Source organism: Streptomyces sp. enrichment culture (assembly GCF_964273255.1).
Classification (GTDB): domain Bacteria; phylum Actinomycetota; class Actinomycetes; order Streptomycetales; family Streptomycetaceae; genus Streptomyces.
In genome coordinates this window covers 4738748-4761393 of record NZ_OZ186835.1, presented here as the reverse complement: position 1 = coordinate 4761393, position 22646 = coordinate 4738748, and the positions used below count along the sequence as shown (strand labels likewise).

Genomic DNA, 22646 nt, shown 5'->3' with positions numbered 1-22646 from the left:
GGCGGGCGCGTCCCCTCGGGGGCGCGCCCGCCGCTGTCGTCCGGGGCTCCCGCCGCCCCACGGGCTGTCGTCCGGGGCTTCCGCCGCCCCACGGGCAGGGTCCCGTCCCGCCCCGCGGACCGGGCACGCACGCCTCCGTGGGCCGGGAACGCACGCCTCCGTGGGCCGGACACGCACGCCTCCTCCGACCGGGAAGGCAGGCGTCCTCCCGACCTGGAACGCAGGCGTCCGGGAACCGGTTCCGCCCTCCCCGGCACATCATCCGATCAGCAGACCCCCGTCCCGTCCGCCATGGCCGGACCCGGCCCCGCGCCGTACCCTCACGTCCGAGGAGTGCGTCCCGCCCGGCCGGCCGGTGAGACCGCCGGGCACCGCCCGACGGAGACGAGCACCGCCATGCCGACCGCCAAGAACCTCCAGGCCAACCGTGCCGCCCTCGCCCACCGCCTCTCCTACGCGCTGCGTCACCCGGACCGCATACCCCGGCACCTGCGCCGCGCCGCCCGCGACACCTGGCTGCGGTACCGCTCCCCCGACCACATCGCCTACTACCGGGCCGTGATGCGCTCCGACACGCGCCGCGACCCGGACGCCGCCGTGGGCAGCCACAGCCGCGAACGCTGGCACGCCCTGGGCGCCCTGCAATTCGACTACCTGCTGGACCACGGGCTGCGGCCCGAGCACCGGATGCTGGAGATCGGCTGCGGCAACCTGCGGGCCGGGCGCCACTTCATCGCCCACCTGCACCCCGGCCACTACTACGGCATCGACATCTCCCCGGACATCCTCTTCGCCGCCCAGGACACCCTGGTCGCCCACGGGCTCCAGGACCGGATGCCCACCCTCACCCCCGTCCGCGACCTCACGCTGCGCTTCCTGCCCCCGGCGCACTTCGACGTCGTCCACGCCCACAGCGTCTTCTCGCACTCCCCGCTGCCGGTCATCGAGCAGTGCCTGGCGAACGTCGGGCGGGTGCTCGCCCCGGGCGGCTGGTTCGACTTCACCTTCGACCGCACCGAGGGCGAGGAGCACCACGTCCTGCGGGAGGACTTCTACTACCGCACCGAGACCCTGACCGCGCTGGCCGCCCGCCACGGGCTGACGGCCCGCCTCATGGAGGACTGGGAACGCCTGCCGCACGGCCAGTCCAAGATCCGCGTCACTCACGGCGACGGCACGGCGCCGCCGGGACCGCCGGGACCACCGGGACCGCCGACGCCGCCGGGACGGCAGCCCTCCGGGACGTGACTCAGCCCCGGCCGCTGTCCGGGCCCGCCGCCGCGTGGTCCTCCCGCCGCACCTCGTACAGGAAGCAGCCGTGCTCCACGGCCCGTACGTGCACCAGGGCCACCCCCGGTTCGGCGAACGCCTCCGCCAGCGCGGCCGCCAGGTCCTCCGCCGCCCCCACCAGCCGCCCGCCCACGATGCGGCCCTCGGCCGAGTAGCGGCGCACGGTGCGGTGCGCTCCCGTGAAGGGCAGTCCCGCGCCGTCCGCGGGCCCCGCGCACTCCCGCGCGTGCACGAACACCGGGCCCTGCTCGTCGTAGGCCCCCGGGTCGGCGCCCGTGGCGGCCGCCCACCGCCGCAGCGGCGCGTACGAGACGAGGGCGATCGACTCACCGGGCCGGCTGCGCCGCAGACAGCACCGCAGCGGCGCGCCGCCCTCCTCGTCGGTGAACGGAACCGGCGGACGCCCCGCGTCGTCCACCCGTCGGAGTTCCTTCAGCACGAGGGCCGGTACCGGGCGTGCGACGAGGGCTGTCGTGGAGGGCCCCATGGAGGTCGTCGTGGAGGTCGTCATGCCCCCAGCGTCCCGCCCCCGCCCCACGCGCCACCGGCGGAATCCGGACATCGCGTTCCCGCAGGTCCCGTGGAAGGATGGCGCAACCCACACATCACGAGGAGATGACCGCGTGCCTGGCACAAACCTGACTCGCGAAGAGGCACGGCAGCGGGCGGAGCTGCTGACCGTTGACTCCTACGAGATCGACCTCGATCTCTCCGGCGCGCAAGAGGGCGGCACCTACAGGTCCGTGACCACGGTGCGCTTCGACGTCGCCGAGCACGGCGACGGCGCGCAGTCCTTCATCGACCTGGTGGCTCCCACTGTGCACGAGGTCACCCTGAACGGGGACGCCCTCGACCCCGCCGAGGTCTTCGCCGACTCCCGCATCGCCCTGCCCGGGCTGCTCAAGGGCCGCAACGTGCTGCGGGTGAGCGCCGACTGCGCGTACACCAACACCGGTGAGGGCCTGCACCGGTTCGTCGACCCCGTCGACGACCAGGCCTACCTGTACACCCAGTTCGAAGTGCCGGACGCCCGCCGCGTCTTCGCCAGCTTCGAACAGCCGGACCTCAAGGCGACCTTCCAGTTCACCGTGAAGGCGCCGGAGGGCTGGACCGTCATCTCGAACTCCCCGACGCCCGAACCCCGGGACAACGTCTGGACGTTCGAGCCGACGCCGCGCATCTCGACGTACATCACCGCGCTGATCGTCGGCCCGTACCACAGCGTCCACAGCGTCTACGAGAAGGACGGCCAGTCCGTCCCGCTCGGCATCTACTGCCGGCCCTCGCTCGCCGAGTACCTCGACGCCGACGCCATCTTCGAGGTCACCCGGCAGGGCTTCGACTGGTTCCAGGAGAAGTTCGACTACGCCTACCCGTTCGCCAAGTACGACCAGCTGTTCGTCCCGGAGTTCAACGCGGGCGCCATGGAGAACGCGGGCGCGGTCACCATCCGCGACCAGTACGTCTTCCGCTCCAAGGTGACGGACGCGGCGTACGAGGTGCGGGCCGAGACCATCCTGCACGAGCTGGCCCACATGTGGTTCGGCGACCTGGTCACCATGGAGTGGTGGAACGACCTCTGGCTGAACGAGTCGTTCGCCACCTACACCTCCATCGCCTGCATGGCCGCGGCGCCCGGCTCCCGCTGGCCCCACTCGTGGACCACCTTCGCCAACTCCATGAAGACCTGGGCGTACCGCCAGGACCAGCTGCCGTCGACCCACCCGATCATGGCCGACATCAGCGACCTGGACGACGTGCTCGTCAACTTCGACGGCATCACGTACGCCAAGGGCGCCTCCGTCCTCAAGCAGCTCGTGGCCTACGTCGGTGAGGACGCCTTCTTCCGCGGCGTCCAGGCGTACTTCAAGCGCCACGCCTACGGCAACACCCGCCTCTCCGACCTGCTCGGCGCCCTGGAGGAGACCTCCGGCCGCGACCTGAGGACCTGGTCGAAGAAGTGGCTGGAGACGGCCGGCATCAACATCCTGCGCCCCCGCATCGAGACGGACGCCGACGGCGTCATCACCTCCTTCGCCGTCCAGCAGGAGGCCCCCGCCCTCCCCGCCGGCGCCAAGGGCGAGCCCACCCTGCGCCCCCACCGCATCGCGGTCGGCCTGTACGACCTCGACGAGGGCAGCGGCAAGCTGGTGCGCACCGAGCGCGTCGAACTCGACGTCGACGGTGAGCTGACCCAGGTCCCGCAGCTCACCGGCAAGCGGCGCCCGGCCGTCGTCCTCCTCAACGACGACGACCTCTCCTACGCCAAGGTCCGCCTCGACGAGCAGTCCCTCGCCTTCGTCACCGAGCACCTCGGCGACTTCGAGGCGTCCCTGCCGCGCGCCCTGTGCTGGGCCTCCGCCTGGGACATGACCCGGGACGCGGAACTCGCCGCCCGCGACTACCTCTCCCTGGTCCTGTCGGGCATCGGCAAGGAGTCCGACATCGGCGTCGTGCAGTCCCTGCACCGCCAGGTCAAGCTGGCCATCGACCTGTACGCCGACCCGGCCGCCCGCGAGACCCTGCTCGGCCGCTGGACCGACGCCACCCTCGCCCAGCTGCGTGCCGCCGCCCCCGGCAGCGACCACCAGCTCGCCTGGGCCCGCGCCTTCGCCGCCACGGCCCGCACGCCCGAGCAGCTGGACCTCCTGGAGGCCCTGCTCACCGGCGAGAAGACCGTCGAGGGCCTCGCCGTCGACACCGAGCTGCGCTGGACCTTCGTCCAGCGGCTGGCCGCGGTGGGCCGCTACGACGAGACGGAGATCGCCGGCGAGTACGAGCGCGACCGCACGGCGGCCGGCGAACGCCACGCCGCCACCGCCCGCGCGGCCCGCCCCACGGAGGAGGCCAAGGCGGAGGCGTGGGCCTCGGTCGTCGACTCCGACAAGCTGCCGAACGCCGTCCAGGAAGCCGTCATCGCCGGCTTCGTCCAGACCGACCAGCGGGAACTGCTCGCGCCGTACACCGAGCGCTACTTCGAGGTCCTCGCGGACGTCTGGGACTCCCGCTCGCACGAGATGGCCCAGCAGATCGCCGTCGGCCTCTACCCGGCCGTCCAGGTCTCCCGCGACACCCTCGACCGCACGGACGCCTGGCTGGCCTCCGCCGACCCGAGCGCGGCCCTGCGCCGCCTGGTCTCGGAATCCCGCGCCGGCATCGAACGCGCCCTCCGCGCCCAGGCCGCGGACGCTGCGGCAGCGGGGGCGTAGCCTCCGGCGGTACGTGTTCTGGGGCGCCCGGTGCTATGCCGGGCGCCCTTCGCGTTGCCCCTTGAGCCCGTCGACGAACGCGGCGAAGGCGGGGGCGGGGACGGAGAGGGTGGCGCGGGCGGGGTACTTGGAATCGCGGATGGCTATGCGTGCGCCTGCTGCCTGGGCTATCTCCACGCACGCGTTGCCGTCACCACTGCCCGAGTGGGAAGACTTCCGCCAGGCGTCAGGATCGGTCGCCGGGTGCCTCCAGGTCCGTCGTCAGTCCGTGGATGAAGTCGCGTGAGCGCTCGGGCTCGAGTGCTACCGCCTCCACCCTACGGAAGAGCGTTCTGAACACTTCAAGCTGAGTTTCGGAATCCACCAGGAAGGTGCCGTGCGGGCCGTCTCGCACCACGGTGTCCAGCTTCGGTACGGGGCCACCGACGTACACCATGGCTGCCGACATGTCGGCGAAGTCCTCCAGCGAAGGGAATGACGCGCACCGTCACGTGCGGGAGGTCGGACAGCTTCAGGATGTGGTCGAGCTGCGCACGCCAAGTGTCTTTGCCACCCTCTCTGATGCGCAGGGCGGCTTCATGAATCACTGCCCCATAGGGCACCTCCTCGGCACCTTCGAGGATTCGGCGCCGCTGCATGCGATGGCGCACTCGCACGTCCAGCTCATCGCAGGGCAGTTGAGGGATCCGCCGGGAGAACAGAGCCGCGCATAGCTCTCGGTCTGCAGGAGTCCGGGGACGTGCAGGAAATCGACGTCCCACCGGAAGGTCGCGTGGTGCTCCAGCTCCGACAGGTCAAGGAACGCTGTGGGCAGGTCTCCACGGTACGTCTCTCACCAGCCACGGTGGCGATCGGTCGCCATCACCGCCAAAGCGTGCACCAATCTGGCGTCGGCGCAGGCGTAATGAGCCGCGAGGCTTCGGTGGTCATAGCATCAGGGAAACGCCCGGTTACATTCCGAACCCGGAAGCTAAGCCTGACTGCGCCGATGGTACTGCGAGGGGGACCTCGTGGGGGAGTAGGTCGCTGCCGGGAAGTTTTGGAAGGGGTGCTGCCTCAACGAGGCAGCACCCCTTTCTCGTTCATTTGTATCCTCAGTCCGCGAATCGCCTTTCTCAACTGGCAAGGCAGCCTAAGGCAGCCCGTCGTGGTGTGTTCGCGAGACCTTGGGGGAATGAAGCCAGACATGGCCAATCTGACCACGAAATGGGCGACGCAGGTAGCAGAATCCGAACTCGCTGCTGAGCTTCCGCGTAGGTGGGCGCATACACAAGGAGTGGCCGAGCGTGCCGCCGAAGTCCGGCGGCTTCTCCGGGAGAGCAGCGACCTTCTCGTCGCTGCCGCCACGCTCCACGACGTCGGATACGCACCTCGGCTGGCCCTGACCGGGTTCCATCCGCTGGACGGGGCAAGGTTCCTTCGCGACGAGCATGGGGCCGACGAGCGGCTGGTGCGGCTGGTCGCGAACCACTCTTACGCCCTGCTGGAGGCTGAGGAGCGCGGGCTGCGGAACGAGTTGGCGTCGGAGTTTCCGTTGCTGGAGGAGCCGTTGCTGGTGGACGCTCTCGTGTACTGCGACATGACGACGACGCCCGACGGCGCCCGGACCAGTGCGCGGGAGCGTATCGCGGAGATCATCAGCCGGTATGGCGCGGACAGTGTGGTCGGCCGGTTCATCCGCCGCGCGGCGCCGGAGATCCTCTCTTCTGTACAGAGGATCGAGGCGGCGTTGGCGGCTCAGCCGAGGTAGGGGTAGGTGCCGGCCAGGTAGTCCCCGATCTGCTGGCGCATGCTGGGGTGGATGTCGTACTGGTCGAGGTCGGCCGTCTGGACGAAGCGGACCCCGTCGGCCTCGTCGTTGATCGTGGGCGCGCCGCCGATGGGGCGGCCGATGTAGGTGTTCTCGTACTGCTGGCGGATCTCGCCGTCGGTGTAGGCGACGATGTGGTTCGGGTTGGTGTAGACGCCGAGGAAGCCAGTGATCTCGGCGATGACGCCGGTCTCCTCCAGGCACTCGCGTACAGCGCACTCGGCCGCAGTCTCGCCGATGTCCTGGGCGCCACCGGGGAGTGCCCACTGGCCCGTGTCGCGGCGGCGCTGGAGGAGGATGGCGCCGGTCTCGTCGACGACGAGCAGGTTGCTGGCCGGGATGAGGGTGTTCGCCTTCGGGGCGGCCGGGTCGTTGTAGTACTCAGTCCTGCCCATGGTCGGCGGTCCTCTCCTGGTCGGGTGTCCATGGCCGCGCGGCGGCCCAGACGGCGTCGAAGCTCTGAGCGTAGTTGTCGAACCACCCGGTGCCGTCCGTCCTCTTGAGGTGGAGCAGGGGGTTGGCGCTGGCCGGTTGTCCCCAGATGTGCGGGTTGACCAGCAAGTTGTCGTCGTAACGGAACATGGACGTGTAGAGCGTGGTGTCGTGGAGCCGTACGGCGCATCCGGCTTCATCCAGCAGGGGGCGGTAGTACGTCAGCGAAGCGCGGATCTTGGCGGCCAAGGTGTCGCCGATGCCCTCTTCGCGGCCCCGGACGGCCACTGCCTGACCGTCCGGGTCACCGAAGCACAGGCGCACCCGGACGCCCTGAGCAACGCGCTCGGAGAGCATCTTGGCGACATGCGGGTTGGACTGCGCGAAGAACGTGCCGGAGAAGACGAGGACACCGATCTCGTGCTGCGCCTCTCGCAGCAGCGAGAGCCAGACGTCCCGCGGCACGCTGGCCCGGTTCTGATAGGTGCCGACCAGCTCGGCGCCTAACCCCTCACGCGACCGGCCGGATCGTCGAGGCGGCGCCGGCCAGAGGAAGGTCTCTTCCACGCGCAGGTGGCGGGCGACGCGGAAGCGATGCCGTGCGTGTGGAACCCGCCCGCCCAGCCATCGGCTCACCGTCTTGGGGTCCACCTCGCAGAGTTCAGCAAGCAATTCGGGCGAGACACCGCGTTGTGCGAGCACGGAGTGCAGTCGGTCGTTCACAGAAATAATGGAAGCGGCGCACTGCGTGATCGCGCAAGGACGTTACGGGACGTTGTCACGGAAGCCCAGCGCCGCCGACTGCCTACGCTGGCGCCATGGAGCTCATCGTCCTGTGGGACATCGACCACACCCTCATCGAGAACGCGGGGGTGAGCAAGGAAATCTACGCCGCTGCTTTCTCGACCCTGTCGGGACGCGCGCCGACGGGGCCGGCGCGCACCGAGGGGCGTACGGATCGACTGATCATGCGCGACATGTTCCTTCGCGACGGGCTGCCCGTACCTGAATGGCCCTCCATCGAGGCCGCCCTTGCCCAGGCGGGGCAGGAGCGCTTGGGCGACCTGCGCTTGCGCGGGACGACCTTGCCAGGAGTCCATGAGGCGCTGAAGGCCGCTTCCGTGCAGAGCGGTTGGGTTTCCTCTGTCTTGACCGGCAACATCGCCGCCAACGCACGTGTGAAGCTGTCCGCCTTCGGCCTCGACCCCCTCTTGGACCTGTCGGTCGGCGCTTACGGAGCGGACGCCGAGCTCCGACCTGAGCTTGTCGCGGTCGCCCGCGAGCGCCTACAGCGGCTTCGTGGCGTTCCGGCCGACGTGCCCGCCGTCCTGGTGGGGGACACTCCCCGCGATGTGGAGGCCGCCCTGGCCACGAGTTCCGGGATCGTCGCGGTCGCCTCCGGCATCCACAGTCCTGAGGAACTGGCCGCCGCCGGCGCCCCCGAGGTCCTGCCCAGCCTGTCGGACACGAAGCGGGTTCTCAGCGTCCTGGAGTCGTTCGCAGGTCGCGGAAAACGTCCCAGGACGTCCTCGGATCGTCTCCGAACGCGGTGACGAGGTCCCGGGGAAGGCGGCCACCATCGGGTTCCCACCAGGCAACCGGCCGAAGGAGCCCATGTGATCGGGGAAGTCACCGGGATCAGGAAGATCCGAATGCTCTACCTGCAGTTGCTGTACCGCTGCAACTTCACGTGCCTGCATTGCTTCCACGGCAAGCGGCTTCAATACGCGGATGCCTTCACCGCCGACGAAGCCGCAAGCCTGCTCACCCTGATGCGAGACGAGTACGGCACGGAGGCCGTCACCCTGCTCGGCGGGGAGCCGTTCGTCCACCGGGATCTCCCTCAGGTCGTTCGCCACGCCAAGGAGGAACTGGGCCAGCGCGTCGAGATCTGCACCAACGGGTACCGGATCGAGCGCCGTCTGACCGAGATCGCTCCACACCTGGACCTGCTCCGGGTCTCCCTGGAGGGTGTCGGCTCGACCAACGACGGCATCCGCAAGCACGGCAGCTATCAGAGCGCCCTCAGCTCGCTCAGTCTGGCGCGGGACCTCGGGGTTCCGACAGGCGCGACCATGACCGTGACCTCACGGAACATCGGCGAGGTACTCCCCCTCTCCCGCATCCTGGCGCAGTTCGGCGTCCAGCAACTGAAGCTCCACCACCTGCGTCCGGTCGGCAACGCCGCCGAGCACCCCGAGCTGCTGGTCACCGACCCGGCCGCCTACGGCCGGCTCCGCGAAGAGCTCGCGGCGGCCGAGCTGCCCCTTGAGGTGATCGTCGACGAGGACCTCTCCGGGCACGGCGCCCCGGAGGTCTGCGCACCGTCCGGTGGGCCTCGCGAGATCGACCGGATCGAGGCCGACCCACGCGGTGCGCTGACCATGTCCTGCAAGGCCGTGGGCAAGGACTCCCACGCGTTCTGGTACGAGAAGACTGAGAACCGCATCGTCCACAGCCCCTCCGCCACGGACGAACTCACGCGCCCGGTACCGGACGTGGTGTACGTCCGTGCCTGACCACCCGCGCTTCGAGAGCCTGGAAGGCTTACGGGGCACCGGCAAGTCGACCATCGCACCGATGCTCGCCGCTGCCCGCGAAGCCGTCCTCGTCCCCACCGTGCCTGCCCTGTACCAGCCCCTCAGACACGAGGTGGACAAGCGGACCAACGTCGATGCACGGATGTGCCTGTACCTCTCCGCACTGTTCACCGCGGCCGACGAGATCCAGCACCACCTCGAAGACGGCGTCCCGGTCGTCGTGGAGAGCTACTTCGCTCGGTGCCTGGCCAGCCACCGCGCTCTGGGCGCCCGCCTCGGCGTCACTCTGCCGGCCTGGCTCCCCAAGCCCGTCGCCTACCACCTCGTCTGCGCCGACGACGAACGCCGGCGCCGCCTCGCCGCGCGGAACAAGCCGACATCGCGATGGGACGCGCTGGTCGAAACCGTCACGGACCACGTGATGGACGCCTACGCCGCGTTCCCGATGCATCGCATCGACACCACGGGGCTCAGCCCCGGAGAGGTCCTCCGCGTGATCACCGCCACCGATACGCAAGGAGCGCACTCCCATGCAGACACGGAGCCTGTGGGAGCACACCCTCACCTTCTTCCCTCAGTTCCTCGCCACCCTGCGGGAACGCGTCGCCCCTGACGCCACCGTCGCGGTCGTCGGCGCGAGCGACGGCAAGTTCGTCCTGCCTCTCGCCGCCGCCGGATACCGCGTCGTCGCCATCGAACGCGACGCGCTCGCCCTGCACGGAGGGGATGTCCGTCTCCCGGGTGACAGCGAGGCGCACGCGATGGGCCTGATTGATCGACTGAAGCTCGAAGAACTTCATGCCCGTGTCCAGGTGGTGGAGGTGGACTTCCTTGAGGGCGAGCCTCTGGACGTGCCGTGCGAGGCGGTCTGGACGAGCTGCTCATGGCATTACAGTGCCAACCACCACCGCCCGCTCGCCGAGTTCGTCGACCGCATGCAGCGCCTGGTCCGTCCGGGCGGTGTGTTCGGCGCGGAGTTCATGATGCCCGTCGAAAGACGCCACCACCTGGTGGAGCACTACACCTCCCCTGAGCGCCTGCGCCCTCACTTCCTCGGTGACTGGGATGTCCTGCTCACCCTGCGCACGAACGAGTTCACCGAACGGCCCCACGTCGGCCAGCTGCACGACCACACCCACCGCATGGGCCTGCTCTTGGCAGCCCGTTCGTCCACCCCCATCCACCGTTTCTGAGAGAAGGGCCCATGAAGCACGAGTACGAGGCGAAGTTCCTGGCCGTCGACGCCGCCGGCCTGCAGGCCAAGCTGACCGCCCTCGGCGCCGTCCAGGCGCTGCCCCGCACCCTTCTCACCCGCAAGATCTTCGAGAACGACGCCCTCGACGGAGGGACATGGCTCCGCCTGCGGAACGAGGGCAACCGCTCGACGATCACCCTCAAGCAGGTCACCGACGCCACCACGATCGACGGCACCAAGGAGATCGAGACCGAGGTCACCGACCTGCACGCCATGGCCGACATTCTGCGCCGGGTCGGCCTCACCGAGGTCCGCTACCAGGAGAACTACCGCGAGGAGTGGCGCCTGGGAGAAGTCGCCTTCGACTTCGACACCTGGCCCGACCTCCCCACCTTCCTGGAGATCGAGGGGCCCGACGAGGCGTCGGTCCGACAGGCCGCCGCCCTTCTGGACCTTGACTACTCCGAAGCCCGGTTCGGCAGCGTCGACGAGATCTACAAGAGCGAGACCGGCCGCAACATCCTCGCCGAGCCCACCCTCCTGTTCTCCGACGCCGAGAAGCAGGGGGACGCGTCCTCGGCGGCCCAGGGCCGTTGATCAGGAAGGCGGACAAGCCATGCTACGGAAGTCGCCTTACAGCACAGGGTGATCCCCGGGATCGCCGAGTTCGCCCGCGGAGGGCTGCCCGCACCAGCAGCCACGGACGACGGCAACGAATGGGTCGACGGGGTCTGCTGGCTCTACTGCGGGCAGCAGTGGACTCGCGTCCTGTGGATCGGCCCCGCGAGTGTCGCCGGCGCCCAGGCACCCATGTACGCGTGCGGGCCCTGTATCCGCGTGCTTCAGGAACGGGTCTGGCAGTCCCTCCTCAGCAAGGACGAACCGGCCCGCTCCGACCGGCCGAGCAAGGCCACCGCCGTGGGACCACCCCCGGCCCGGCGCACCGGCAGGCACCGCGGCCAGAGCAGATTCCTCCGCCGAGGTTGAGCCCCTGCCCTGGTCACGAAAGAGCCTGCCGTCCAAGGCCCTGGCCAGCCGAAGCTGGCCGGGGCCCTTCTTCGCAAGTCAGAGGCTTTTTGCCTCCCCCGCCACCGGTAGGCCCTGTGGGACTCGAACCCACAACCAATGGATTAAAAGTCCGCTGCTCCAGCACGTAGGCGCAGCATCGGCTACGGAAGGGAGCGCGCACACCAAAAAGGCGCCGCTCCCACCCTCAGGCAGGAGCGGCGCCCCGGAAGTCACAGGTCGTCCCCGGGGCGATGCCCCCGGGACGGCAGCCGTCGGTCGGGCCGTCAGGCCTTGGCTTCGGTCTGCGTCGCGGTGTCGATGTTGGAGCTCGTCACGTCCTTCTGCTTGTGCGACTTGTCCAGGACCATCACCAGGCCGGCGATGACGAGGAAGAGCACGATCGGAGCGGCGACGTAGAGGCCCAGCGTCTCGATGACGCTCAGGCCCGTGCCGGGGTCGTCACCGTCGTCGCGGGTGAGCGCGAGCGCGGGGGACGTCATGAGCAGCATCATCAGCGTCGTACCGGCTGCCAGGGCGCCGGCGCGCAGGGCGTTCGTCTTGTCCACGGTGCAAAAGGTAGCGAACGCGTTCCGGGGCCGCGCGCCCGGGGTGCCATACGGGGCTGCGGGGCTGGTGGGAGCGGTGGAGGCGGTGCGCGCCGGGGTCATGGGCGGGCCCCGCCGGTGTCGGTGCCGGACGCGACACCGGCACCGGCATCCGCAGCGGCACCGGAACCGGCATCCGCATCCGCAGCGGCACCCATGTCCGTGCGCACCACGTCGATCAGCGCCCGCAGGCGCGGGGAGGCCGTGAGGTCCTCCAGGGTGGCCGGGTGGCCGGTGGCGTCGGCGATGGGGAGGCGCCAGTTGGGGTACTGGTCCCAGGTGCCGGGGAGGTTCTGGGGGCGGCGGTCGCCGATGCCGTCCGGGAGCCAGACGCCGATCATGCGGGCCGGGGTGCGGACCAGGTAGCGGTGCAGGGCCTGGATGCGGGCTTCCTCGGAGGAGGGGTCGCCGCTGCCGGCCGCGCCCTGGAGGAGGCCGAGGCGGGCGAGGAGGTCGAGCCATTCGGAGACGTCGGCGGCGGCCTCGGAGCGCTCCACGGCGAGGGGGCGGGTGAGGAGGCCGAGTCGGTCGCGGAGTTCGACGTGGTCGCCGGTGAGGCGGGAGGCGGTGGGCGGGAGGTCGTGGGTGGTGGCGGTGGCGAGGCAGTCGGCGCGCCACTGTTCCGGGGGGAGGGGGCGGCCGTCGCCCTCCCAGTCCCGTTCGAACCAGAGGACGGAGGTGCCGAGGACGCCACGGCTGCGGAGTTCCTCGCGGACGCCGGGTTCCACGGTGCCGAGGTCCTCGCCGATGACGGGTGCGCCGGCGCGGGAGGCCTCCAGGACGAGGACGGCGAGCATGGCGTCGGCGTCGTAGTGGACGTAGGTGCCCTCGGTGGGCGGGTGGCCCTCGGGGACCCACCACAGGCGGAAGAGGCCCATGACGTGGTCGATGCGCAGGGCGCCGGCGTAGCGGAAGAGGGCGCGCAGCAGGTCGCGGAAGAGGGCGTAGCCGGAGGCGGCGAGGCGGTCGGGGCGCCAGGGGGGCAGGCCCCAGTCCTGGCCGCGGGCGTTGAAGGCGTCGGGGGGCGCTCCGGCGGACATGCCGGTGGCGAAGTGGTCCTGCTGGGCCCAGGCGTCGGCACCGCCCGGGTGCACACCGACGGCGAGGTCGTGGACGATGCCGAGGGGCATGCCGGCCTCGCGGGCGGTGCGCTGGGCGGTGGTGAGCTGTTCGTCGGTGAGCCAGGCGAGCCAGGTGTGGAAGTCGACGCGGTCCATGAGGTCGCGCCGGGCGCGGTCGGTCTCGGGTGAGCGGGGGTCGCGCAGGGCCGTGGGCCAGCGCTGCATGTCGGGGCCGTGCTGTTCGGCGAGGGCGCACCAGGTGGCGTGGTCCTCCAGGGGGCGGCCCTGGGCGGCGAGGAAGTCGCAGTAGGCGGCGCGGCGGCCGGGGCCGAGGGGGACGCGGCGGACGAGTTCGAGGGCTTCGCGCTTGGTGTCCCAGACGGCGTCGCGGTCGATGTGCGCGTCCTGGTGGAGGACGGCGTCGCGCAGGTGGGCGGCGCGGTCGAGGAGGGGGCGGAGCCGGTCCCGGTCCTGGTCGTCGAGGTGGGCGTACTCGGGGATGTCCTCGACGTGCAGGTGGACGGGGTCGGGGAAGCGGCGGGAGGAGGGGCGGTAGGGGGAAGGGTCGGTGGGGGTGCCGGGGACGGCCGCGTGGAGGGGGTTGACCTGGAGGAAGCCGGTGCCGAGGGTGCGGCCGGCCCAGCCGGCGAGTTCGCGGAGGTCGCCGAGGTCGCCCATGCCCCAGGACCGCCGGGAGAGAAGGGAGTAGACCTGAACCATGAGGCCGTGGGTGCGGCCGGGGGGTGTGGGCAGCCGGGGCGGGGCGACGATCAGGTGGGCGTGGGCGGTGCGGCCGTCGGGGGCGGTGGCGGTGACGTGGTGCACGCCGGGCGGGAGCCCGTCGGCGTCGGTGCGGGTGTCGCCCTGTTCGGTGGTGATGTGCAGGCGGGTGCCGTCGGGCAGGGCGGCGAGGGCGGGCGGGGTGGCGGTGCCGCGGCCGACGACGGTCGAGGGCAGGAGCCGGGTCCGCAGTTCCTCCTCGCGGGCGGTGAGCGCGGCGCGCACGGCGTCGGGGGTGCGGGCGTCGATGTCGAGGGCGGCCAGCGCGCGGACCACGGCGGTCGCCGAGGCGGTGACGGTGCGGTCCGGTGAGGGCCGGTAGGAGGTGGCGACGCCGTGCAGGGCGGCGAGCCGGGCGAGCTCCTCGGACGGGTGGTCGGCCGGTCCGGGCGCGCCCATCTACGCCTCCGGGCGGTACTGGGCCGGGAACGCGTCGAGTCCGGAGTCGAGTCCGGAGGGGTCCGTGCTGTCGAGACCGGAGGGGTCCGTGCTGTCGAGTCCGGACGGATCGGGGGCGTCGAGTCCGGAGGGGTCGGTGCTGTCGTCGGTCTCGTTGGAGAGGGGGCCGACGTCGGCGAGCGGGGGCTCGCTGGTGAAGGGTTCGGCGTCGGGGAGCGGGGGCTCGCTGGTCAGCGGGAGTTCGGTGCTGGTGGTCTCGGCGCTGAAGACGCAGGGTTCCTCGTCCCAGGGGTCGTCCCAGGAATCCCAGGGATCCATGAGGTCGGCGGATGCGGCGGGCCGGTCCGCCCCGGGTTTGGACAGGGCGGGGGAGGGAGCGGGGACATAGGCGGGTGCGGGCACGGAAAACCTCCTGGTCGGGCGTGGGCGTGCGGTCGTTCTTCCTGCCGGAGGACGCCGGCGCGGGGTGGTCGTCCCGCAGCCCCTACCCAGGGGCCGCGAAAGCAGACGCACCAATCCGTTCAACGTGGTCCTGCTCACATTTTGTTTCCGTACCCCGCCGCGAGCGGCGGACAAACTCGGCACATCGCCCCCCGTCGTTGACACCTTCACCACGGGAATGGTGGGCTCGGGCTGCTTCACAACGAATTGGTCACGGTCGCGGTGGCCGGGCAACGCGTGCGGTGGTGGGCGCGTGGACGGTCGCCGTGCGGTCGGGGTGTCGGAGCCGACGGGACGGCGGTGGGGTGGTGACCGGGCGGCCGGGTGCCGGGGTGCGCGTGGCGGCCGGTTCCCGTCGGCCGCCGGGGCGGGCCCGGCCCGGTCCGTGGGTCGGCCCCGGGTCCGTGGCCCGTCGGCCGGGTCCGTCGAGCACAACAGGAGGAGTCTGTGCAGCTGCGGCGTGGGAGGTCGGCGCTCGCCCTCGCGGTCGCCGTCGTGGCCGGATCCCTGGGGGGTGCGCTTCCCGCGGGGGCGGCTCCGCCGGTTCCCGTGACGACCTCGGTGCCGGATGCCGACGGGGACACGGAGGCCGCGGAGCCGTCGGTCTGGCCGCGCCCGCAGGAGCTGCGGGCGAACGGGGCTCCGGTGGCGGTCACCGAGGAGGTCGCCGTGATCGCCGGGGCGGGCACGGACGGCGCGACGCTCGACGCGGTGCGGGCGCTGTTGCGGCGCGCGGGCGCGAGCCGGTTCACCGCCCCCGGCGCACCGGTGCCCGAGGGGGCGCTCGTGGTGCGGCTGGGCGCGCACCGGCAGTCCGACGACCCGCTGCGCTCCCTCCCTTCGGGCGGCTACACCTTGACCGTCGGTGACGGCCGGGTGACGGCCACCGGGGCGGGGCCGGACGGGCTGTTCCACGCCGTGCAGACACTGCGCACGCTGCTCCGCCCCGACGGCCGGTTCCGTGCGGCCGTCGTGCGGGACTGGCCGGCGACCGCGGTGCGCGGGGTCACGGAGGGCTTCTACGGCACCCCGTGGACGCACGGGCAGCGGCTGGCCCAGCTCGACTTCATGGGCCGCACCAAGCTGAACCGGTACCTGTACGCGCCGGGCGAGGACCCCTACCGGCAGGCGCGCTGGCGGGAGCCGTACCCGGCCGAGCGGCGGGCGGAGTTCCGGGAGCTGACCGAGCGGGCCCGGCGCAATCACGTCACGCCCGCCTGGGCGGTGGCTCCGGGACAGGCGATGTGCTTCGCCTCGGACTCCGACCTGCGGGCGCTGACGCGCAAGCTGGACGCGATGTGGGCACTGGGCTTCAGGGCGTTCCAGCTCCAGTTCCAGGACGTGAGCTACACCGAGTGGCACTGCGGGGAGGACGCCGACCGGTTCGGTTCCGGCCCCGAGGCCGCGGCGCGGGCGCAGGCGCACGTGGCGAACGCGGTGGCCCGTCACCTGGCGGACCGCCACCCCGAGGCGGCCCCCCTGTCGTTGATGCCGACCGAGTTCTACGAGGACGGCTCGACCGCCTACCGCCGGGCGCTGGCCGACCGGCTGGCGTCGGGGGTGGAGGTGGCGTGGACCGGGGTCGGGGTGGTCCCGCGCACCATCACCGGGAGCGAACTGGCCGAGGCGAAGAGCGTGTTCGAGCGCCCGCTGGTGACGATGGACAACTACCCGGTCAACGACTACGCCCCGGGCCGGATCTTCCTCGGCCCCTACCAGGGCCGTGAACCGGCCGTCGCCTCCGGTTCGGCCGCGCTGCTGGCCAACGCGATGGAGCAGCCGCAGGCGTCCCGGATCCCGTTGTTCACCGCCGCCGACTTCGCCTGGAACCCGCGCGCCTACCGCCCGCAGGAGTCGTGGCGGGCCGCGATCGCCGATCTGGCGGGCGGTGACCCGGACCGCGAGGAGGCGGTGGCGGCGCTCGCGCGCAACGGCGCGTCGTCGGTGCTCGGCGCCGAGGAGTCGGCGTATCTGCGGCCGCTGCTGAAGGAGTTCTGGGACTCCCGGGCCGAGGGCGGTGAGCGGGGCGCCCGGGCGCAGCAGCGGCTGCGCGACGCCTTCGCGCTGCTGCGTGAGGTGCCGGAGCGGCTGGCCGGCACGCCGCTCGGGGCGGAGACCGGGCCGTGGACGGAGAAGCTGGCCCGCTACGGCGCGGCCGGCACGGCGGCGCTGGACATGCTGCGGGCGCAGGACGCCGGGGACACGGGGGCCGCCTGGGCCGCGTACCGGGAGCTGGGCCGGGAGCGGGCCCGCCTGGAGGCGGCGCGGGTGACGGTCGGCAAGGGGGTGCTCGACCCGTTCCTGAGCCGGGCGCAGAAGGCGTACGGGACGTGGGCGGGGATCGGCCACGAGCCGCCGGCCCAGCCCGGGGAGGCGTCCGGTGACCGCGTGCTGCGGCTGCCCCGCGCCCGCGCGGTGAGCACCGTGACGGTCCTGGCCGACCCCGGTACCGAGGGTTCGGTGGAGCTGCGCGTCCCCGGGGAGGGCTGGCGGCGGATCGGGCCGCTCGACCGGTCGGGCGCCACGGAGCTGCGCGCGGACCGGCGGGCCGACGCCGTGCGGGTCACCGGGGCGGACGGGAACCGCGTGCAGCATCTGGTGCCCTGGTACGCGGACGCGCCCGCCGTGTCCCTGGAGCTGCCCGGCGACCGGGCCGACGCCGACATCGGCGGCACCCAGCGGCTCACGGCCACCCTCGGTTCGCTGCGCCCGGCCGACGTGCGGGGGCGGGTGACGGTGGAGGCGCCGGAGGGCGTCCGGGTGACGGTTCCCGAGGGCACGCTGCGGGTGCCGCGCGGCGGGACCGTGGCGGTGCCGGTCGAGGTGCGGGTGCCGTCCGGCACGCCGTCCCGCTCGTTCGAGGTCCGGCTGGGCTTCGGCGGGGTCAGCCGCACGCTGACGGTGCGGGCGGTGCCGCCCACGTCGGGGCCGGACCTCGCGCGCACGGGCCGGGCGCGGTCCTCGGCCGACGAGACGCCCGACTTCCCGGCGTCGGCGGCGAACGACGGTGACCCCAGAACGCGCTGGTCCTCGCCGGTGGAGGACGGCGCGTGGTGGCAGGTCGACCTGGAGCGGCCGGTGCGGCTGGGCCGGGTCGAGCTGCACTGGCAGGACGCGTACCCGTCGGCGTACCGGATCCAGGTCTCCCCGGACGGCCGCCGGTGGCGCACGGCGGCCACGGAGCGCGACGGGCGCGGCGGCCGGGAGACGGTCCGGATGGACGAGCGGGACGTGCGTCACATCCGCGTCCAGGGCGACAAGCGGGCGACGCCGTACGGGTATTCGCTGTGGTCGGTGGAGGCGTACGCGGTCGCGGAGCAGGACGGCCGCGCGGACGGTGAGGACCGAGCGGACCGCTCGGGCCGGGCCGATCGCGGGGACCGCGAGGGCGGTGCCCCTCGCCGGGGCAGGGAGGACCGTCAGGTCCGCGAGGGGCCCGGGGCCGCGTCCGGGGCGGACCGCGCGGGCGGGGGCGACTGACGCTCCCGGGGGCCGGGCCGGGCCGGGGCCCGTGGCACCGGCGAGGCGCCGTGACCGGTGGTCACGGGGCCGGTGGACGCGCGGGGTTGGCGCGTGACGTCCGCTCCGTGGGCGGGCGGGCGGGCCGGATCGGGCCGACCGGGTCGGATGGGTCGGACAAGCCGGACGGGCCAGACGGGCCGCCGGGTCGGACGGGTGTGCGCCTGCGCGTCGGGGTGGCGAGCCTCCCCCGGCCTCGGCTGCTGACCTCGCATTCTCCCCGGCGTCGGCGCGGTGTCCCGCGGCTCCCCCGCGCGGTCCTTGGGCCTGGGCCGTGCTCACGCTGGGCATGGGCCCGGGCCGTGTAGGCGGTCCTCGCGCACCGCTCCGCCACGCGGCTCTCCTCCGTAGTCCCGGCTCCCCTCCGTAGTCCCGGCTCGCCCCGCGCGCTCGCGGCGGTCACCTCTTCCGCACGTACCGCTGCCCCGCGGGGCTTCCGTACGTCTCGGCCCGTGCTCGGCCCGTGCTCGGCCCGGCGGTGCGTCGTCCGCACAGTTTTTCCCCGCCACTATTCACTCAGTACATGTACGTCGTACATACTGGTCCGCATGAGCACCCGTCACATCCTGTTGGGGCTGCTCGCCTCAGGGCCGACCCACGGGTACGAGCTGAAGCGGCGGCACGACGAACGTTTCCCGCAGGCCCGGCAGTTGGCCTATGGGCAGGTCTACACGACCCTGCAGCGGCTGGTCCGCGACGGGCTGGCCGAGGTCGAGGGCACCGAGTCGGACGGCGGTCCGGAGCGGACCATGTACCGGGCGACGGAGCGCGGTGAGCGCGAACTGGCCCTCTGGGCAGGGCAGGTGGCCCCGCCCGCGCCGTTCGTGACGAACGAGATCTTCGCCAAGGTCGTGGTGTCGATCCTGTCGGGCGGCGACCCTGCCGCCTACCTGCGTGCCCAGCGGGCCGCGCACATGGAGCGCATGCGGCAGCTCACGGCCGTGAAGACGGCTCCGGGCGCGGACCTCTCGACCGTGCTTTCGGCGGACTTCGCCCTCAACCACCTGGATGCCGACCTCCGTTGGATGACCACCACGGCGGCCCGGCTCACCACCCTGACCGCGGAGGTCGACGCAGCATGAATCACGGGGACGACGACAGGACCGGCGCGGGCGGCGGCGGTCACGGCAGTCACGCGCCGGGGAGTGAACCGCTCCTCGCGGCCCGCGGCCTGGTCAGGACGTACGGCACCACCGAGGCCCTGCGCGGTGCCTCCGTCGAGCTGCGGGCCGGCGAGATCGTCGCGGTGACCGGGCCGAGCGGGAGCGGCAAGTCAACGCTGCTGCACTGCCTTTCGGGCATCATCCGCCCGGACGCGGGCTCGGTGACGTACGCCGGGGACCGCCTGGAGGAAGCACCGGAGGAGCGGCTGAGCGAGCTGCGGCGCACCCAGTTCGGTGTGGTGTTCCAGTTCGGGCAGCTCATCCCGGAACTGACCGCGCTGGACAACGTGGCCCTGCCGCTGATGCTCGGGGGCGCCACCCGCGCGGAGGCGCGCGAGACGGCCGGGGCGTGGCTGGAACGCTTCGGGGTGCGCGGGCAGGGTGACCTGCGGCCCGGTGGGATGAGCGGCGGTCAGGCCCAGCGGGCCGCGCTGGCCCGGGCCCTGGTGACCGGCCCGAAGGTGGTCTTCGCCGACGAGCCGACCGGTGCCCTGGACTCGCTCGCGGCCGAGCAGGTGATGACGTCCCTGGTCGGCACCGCGCGCGAGGCGGGCACGGCGGTGCTGCTGGTCACGCACGACGCCCGGGTGGCCGCGTACGCGGACCGCGAGGTGCAGCTGCGCGACGGCGCCGTGGTCCCGCTGGGGGTGACGGCGTGAGCGGCGGCTCCCTGCGCTCCGATCTGCGTCTGGCCTGGATGCTGACCAGCGGCTCCGACCGCGGGGAGGGCCGGCGGATCGCGCTCACCGCGGTCGGCGCCGCCCTGGCGGCCGGGTGCGCGCTGGCGGCGGGCGTCCTGGCGTCCCTGGGTGACGGCCGCTATGCAGTCCCCGTGGCCTCGGGGGTGCTGGACGAGCCGGGCACCCGCTCGGGGGTGGTCGTCGCCCTGCTGCTCCTGCTGGTGCCGGTGCTGGGCTTCCTGGGGCAGTGCGCGCGGATCGGGGCCGTGCACCGCGACCGGCGGCTGGCCGGGCTGCGGCTGGCGGGGGCGACGCCCGCCCAGGTGCGGCGGATCGCCGCGCTGGAGACGGGCCTGGCCTGTGCGGTGGGCTCGGTGGTGGCGACCGTGTGCGCCGTGGTGGTCCTGCTGCGCTTCGGGGAGCGGCCGACGGCCGGGGCCTGGGTCGCGGTCGTCGTGGTCGCGGTGGCGGTGCCGGTGCTGGGCGCGGTGGCCGGCGGGCTGGCGCTGCGCCGGGTGGTGGCCTCGCCGCTGGGCCAGGTGCGCCGGGTGACCACCCGTTCGGGCCGGGGCCCGGCCCGGCTGTTCCTGGTGTCGCTGCTGGCGACGGCGGCGGTGGCGCTGTTCGCGGCCGTCACGTCGCCGCCCGCACCCGGCCGCATGGTGTCGGCCTGGAAAGCACCCCTGGAGGTGGCCGTCGCCCTGTTGACGGTGGGTGCGGGGGCGGTGTGGCTGTCCGGGACCGTGGCCGCGGTCGTGGGCCGGACGCTGGCCCGGCGGGCCCGGTCGGCCGCCACGCTGATCGCCGCCGAGCGGCTGAGCGACGACCCGTGGGCACCGGCGCGTACTCACGCCGCGGTGCTGCTGGTGACGGTCGTCGGCACCGGGTTCGTCGGGGTGCGGCAGTCGATGCTGGAGCTGCTGCACCAGGAGGGCCGTGACGCGCAGGACATGGCGTTCTACCAGGCCGGCCTGGATCTGACGGCGGTGGCGATCGCGGTGGCTCTGGCGATCACCCTGAGCGGCCTCGCCGTGGGGACGGCCGAGTCGCTCTCCAGCCGCCGCAGGGCCCTGGCCGCGCAGGCCGCCGCCGGTGTGCCGCGGGCGGTGCTGAACCGGGCGCTGCTGCTGGAGACGGCGCTGCCCCTCGCGCCCGCCCTGCTGCTGGCCGGGATCGGCGGCCTGGTCATCGGCGTGGGCTACTCGGTGCTGACGGCGTCCGTCGTGCCGTGGGCGGCCCTGCTGGTGCCGATCGGGATCTACGCGGCGTGCCTGCTGGCCGCGGCCACCGCCCTCCCCCTGCACCACCGCAGTCTCGCACCGGGAGCGCTGCGCCACGGGTGACCCGGGGCGGACGGGTTCCGGCCATGTTCTCCGCCGTGTTCTCGGCCGGGTGACGGCCGAGGCGGGCGTCCGGTTGACGGCCGTGGTGGCCGGCCGGCGCCCGCCGTGTCCGTGCCGGGCGCCGGCCGGGTCGGGCCCCTCCCGGGGGTACGGGGGTGCCTCGGGGCCGGGTCCGGCCGGGCGTCGAGGCGGGCAGGGGGGCGCCCGCCCGGTGCGGGGCGGACGGGCCGTCGACCGGACGGCGGATGACCGGTCCCCTCCCCGGGGCCCGGTCATCCCTCACCGGAACCCTTACCGGAACCCGACACCTCGCCGGAACCACGCCCCTCGCCGGGTGCGTACCGGTGAACCGGGCCCGTACCGGTGAACCCGGGCCCGCCGGTACAGGTCCGGCTGCGTGGCGCCGCTCGGCACGGCAGCCGACCGCTCGGGAGCAACCTGTGGGCCGGGGCGGCAGGGGCCGCCTCGCCGCCTCACCCGCGTCCCCCGCACCCGGTCCAGTCGGTCCAGTCGGTCCAGTCGGTCCAGTCGGTCCGGTCAACCTCACCGGGCCGCGTCCGCGGGCCCGTCAGGCCGAGATGCCGTCGATGCGCGCCATCGCGTCGTCCGCGCCGTACGGCTGGAGGTACGGCAGCCAGCGCGGATCACGGTGACCGGTGCCGATGATGCGCCAGGCGAGGCCGGTCGGCGGAGCCGGCTTGTGGCGCAGCCGCCAGCCCAGCTCGAACAGGTGACGGTCCGCCTTCACGTGGTTGCAGCGGCGGCAGGACGCCACCACGTTGTCCCAGACGTGCTGTCCCCCGCGACTGCGCGGGATGACGTGGTCGACGCTGGTGGCGACCCCGCCGCAGTACATGCAGCGGCCGCCGTCGCGGGCGAACAGGGCGCGGCGGGTGAGTGGAACGGGCCCCCGGTAGGGGACCCGGACGAAACGCTTGAGCCGGACCACGCTGGGGGCGGGGACGGTGACGGTGGTGCTGTGCAGGTAGGCGCCGGACTCCTCGAGGCACACGGCCTTGTTCTCGAGGACGAGCACGAGCGCGCGGCGGAGCGGTACGACGCCGAGTGGCTCGTACGACGCGTTGAGAACCAGGACATGCGGCACGGATGCCTCCTTGTACGCCGGCGACGCGTGGCTCGCGCCGGGACGATCCGTAGTCAGTTTCCCCTC

19 protein-coding genes, 1 rRNA gene and 2 pseudogenes are annotated in these 22646 nt (G+C 72.7%); 13 read left to right on the top strand and 9 right to left on the bottom strand.

Going from position 1 to position 22646, the window contains the following annotated elements; translation table 11 throughout:
• Window positions 1-396: 396 nt before the first annotated feature.
• Window positions 397-1248, top strand: a complete 852-nt coding sequence (locus tag ACSU53_RS20660; protein ID WP_437029819.1) for a class I SAM-dependent methyltransferase — start codon at window positions 397-399, stop codon at window positions 1246-1248.
• 1 nt (window position 1249) lies between these two features.
• On the opposite strand, the gene ACSU53_RS20655 is transcribed toward ACSU53_RS20660, so the two are convergent.
• Window positions 1250-1801, bottom strand: coding sequence for a DUF1203 domain-containing protein (locus tag ACSU53_RS20655; RefSeq protein WP_437029818.1), 552 nt, complete (start codon window positions 1799-1801; stop codon window positions 1250-1252).
• A 112-nt stretch (window positions 1802-1913) separates the two neighbouring features.
• On the opposite strand from ACSU53_RS20655, the gene pepN reads away from it, so the two are divergent.
• The gene (pepN, locus tag ACSU53_RS20650; protein ID WP_437029817.1) at window positions 1914-4499 is read left to right on the top strand and encodes an aminopeptidase N; all 2586 of its coding nucleotides are present in this window, start codon (window positions 1914-1916) and stop codon (window positions 4497-4499) included.
• 33 nt (window positions 4500-4532) lie between these two features.
• On the opposite strand, the pseudogene ACSU53_RS20645 reads toward pepN, so the two are convergent.
• A pseudogene (locus ACSU53_RS20645) lies at window positions 4533-4727 on the bottom strand (DUF397 domain-containing protein); the annotation flags it as partial.
• Window positions 4726-5421: pseudogene (locus ACSU53_RS20640) on the bottom strand (DUF5753 domain-containing protein); the annotation flags it as partial. The pseudogenes ACSU53_RS20640 and ACSU53_RS20645, both read right to left, overlap by 2 nt.
• Here ACSU53_RS20640 and rrf point away from each other — a divergent pair.
• Window positions 5418-5534: ribosomal RNA gene (gene rrf, locus ACSU53_RS20635) — 5S ribosomal RNA — on the top strand. The pseudogene ACSU53_RS20640 and the gene rrf sit on opposite strands and share 4 nt — an antisense overlap.
• A 151-nt stretch (window positions 5535-5685) precedes the next feature.
• Complete coding sequence (locus ACSU53_RS20630; protein ID WP_437029816.1) at window positions 5686-6249, top strand: HD domain-containing protein; 564 nt, start codon at window positions 5686-5688, stop codon at window positions 6247-6249.
• Here the strand turns inward: ACSU53_RS20630 and ACSU53_RS20625 are convergent.
• Both ACSU53_RS20625 and ACSU53_RS20620 read right to left on the bottom strand, forming a co-directional pair.
• Window positions 6237-6704 carry an NUDIX hydrolase gene (locus ACSU53_RS20625; RefSeq protein ID WP_437029814.1) on the bottom strand — a complete coding sequence of 156 codons (468 nt, stop codon included), beginning with the start codon at window positions 6702-6704 and terminating at the stop codon, window positions 6237-6239. The two genes, ACSU53_RS20630 and ACSU53_RS20625, sit on opposite strands and share 13 nt — an antisense overlap.
• On the bottom strand, window positions 6691-7464 hold the full coding sequence (locus ACSU53_RS20620) for an XRE family transcriptional regulator (RefSeq protein WP_437029812.1): 774 nt from the start codon (window positions 7462-7464) through the stop codon (window positions 6691-6693). Before ACSU53_RS20620 ends, ACSU53_RS20625 begins: the two co-directional genes overlap by 14 nt.
• A 95-nt stretch (window positions 7465-7559) precedes the next feature.
• Between ACSU53_RS20620 and ACSU53_RS20615 the strand changes: the two genes are divergently transcribed.
• The 5 genes from ACSU53_RS20615 to ACSU53_RS20595 all read left to right on the top strand — a co-directional run bounded on the left by ACSU53_RS20615 (window position 7560) and on the right by ACSU53_RS20595 (window position 11073).
• Window positions 7560-8294: an HAD family hydrolase gene (locus tag ACSU53_RS20615; RefSeq protein ID WP_437029811.1), complete on the top strand. Its 735-nt coding sequence runs from the start codon at window positions 7560-7562 to the stop codon at window positions 8292-8294.
• Window positions 8295-8357: 63 nt separating this feature from the next.
• Window positions 8358-9260 (top strand): radical SAM protein, encoded by a 903-nt coding sequence (locus ACSU53_RS20610; RefSeq protein ID WP_437029809.1) that lies wholly within the window; start codon window positions 8358-8360, stop codon window positions 9258-9260.
• Window positions 9253-9894 carry an AAA family ATPase gene (locus ACSU53_RS20605; RefSeq protein ID WP_437029807.1) on the top strand — a complete coding sequence of 214 codons (642 nt, stop codon included), beginning with the start codon at window positions 9253-9255 and terminating at the stop codon, window positions 9892-9894. The genes ACSU53_RS20610 and ACSU53_RS20605 overlap by 8 nt, the downstream gene beginning before the upstream one ends.
• Window positions 9812-10474, top strand: a complete 663-nt coding sequence (locus tag ACSU53_RS20600) for a class I SAM-dependent methyltransferase (protein WP_437029805.1) — start codon at window positions 9812-9814, stop codon at window positions 10472-10474. The genes ACSU53_RS20605 and ACSU53_RS20600 overlap by 83 nt, the downstream gene beginning before the upstream one ends.
• A gap of 11 nt (window positions 10475-10485) precedes the next feature.
• On the top strand, window positions 10486-11073 hold the full coding sequence (locus tag ACSU53_RS20595) for a class IV adenylate cyclase (protein ID WP_437029804.1): 588 nt from the start codon (window positions 10486-10488) through the stop codon (window positions 11071-11073).
• 695 nt (window positions 11074-11768) lie between these two features.
• On the opposite strand, the gene ACSU53_RS20590 is transcribed toward ACSU53_RS20595, so the two are convergent.
• From ACSU53_RS20590 to ACSU53_RS20580, 3 genes are all read right to left on the bottom strand, one after another.
• A complete protein-coding gene (locus tag ACSU53_RS20590; RefSeq protein WP_362089814.1) occupies window positions 11769-12050 on the bottom strand; it encodes a hypothetical protein in 282 nt (93 codons plus the stop codon).
• 98 nt (window positions 12051-12148) lie between these two features.
• On the bottom strand, window positions 12149-14329 hold the full coding sequence (gene malQ, locus ACSU53_RS20585; protein ID WP_437029803.1) for a 4-alpha-glucanotransferase: 2181 nt from the start codon (window positions 14327-14329) through the stop codon (window positions 12149-12151).
• Window positions 14330-14731 (bottom strand): hypothetical protein, encoded by a 402-nt coding sequence (locus ACSU53_RS20580; RefSeq protein WP_437029801.1) that lies wholly within the window; start codon window positions 14729-14731, stop codon window positions 14330-14332.
• Between the two features lie 486 nt (window positions 14732-15217).
• Here ACSU53_RS20580 and ACSU53_RS20575 point away from each other — a divergent pair, with 486 nt between their 5' ends.
• The 4 genes from ACSU53_RS20575 (at window position 15218) to ACSU53_RS20560 (ending at window position 21475) form a co-directional block, all read left to right on the top strand.
• Window positions 15218-18250, top strand: coding sequence for a beta-N-acetylglucosaminidase domain-containing protein (locus ACSU53_RS20575; RefSeq protein WP_437029799.1), 3033 nt, complete (start codon window positions 15218-15220; stop codon window positions 18248-18250).
• A 587-nt stretch (window positions 18251-18837) separates the two neighbouring features.
• Window positions 18838-19371: a PadR family transcriptional regulator gene (locus ACSU53_RS20570; protein ID WP_437029797.1), complete on the top strand. Its 534-nt coding sequence runs from the start codon at window positions 18838-18840 to the stop codon at window positions 19369-19371.
• On the top strand, window positions 19368-20111 hold the full coding sequence (locus ACSU53_RS20565) for an ABC transporter ATP-binding protein (RefSeq protein ID WP_437029795.1): 744 nt from the start codon (window positions 19368-19370) through the stop codon (window positions 20109-20111). Before ACSU53_RS20570 ends, ACSU53_RS20565 begins: the two co-directional genes overlap by 4 nt.
• Window positions 20112-20149: 38 nt before the next feature.
• The gene (locus ACSU53_RS20560) at window positions 20150-21475 is read left to right on the top strand and encodes an ABC transporter permease (protein ID WP_437033306.1); all 1326 of its coding nucleotides are present in this window, start codon (window positions 20150-20152) and stop codon (window positions 21473-21475) included.
• Window positions 21476-22043: 568 nt separating this feature from the next.
• Here the strand turns inward: ACSU53_RS20560 and ACSU53_RS20555 are convergent.
• Window positions 22044-22580 carry an HNH endonuclease gene (locus ACSU53_RS20555; RefSeq protein ID WP_437029793.1) on the bottom strand — a complete coding sequence of 179 codons (537 nt, stop codon included), beginning with the start codon at window positions 22578-22580 and terminating at the stop codon, window positions 22044-22046.
• Between the last annotated feature and the right edge of the window lie 66 nt (window positions 22581-22646).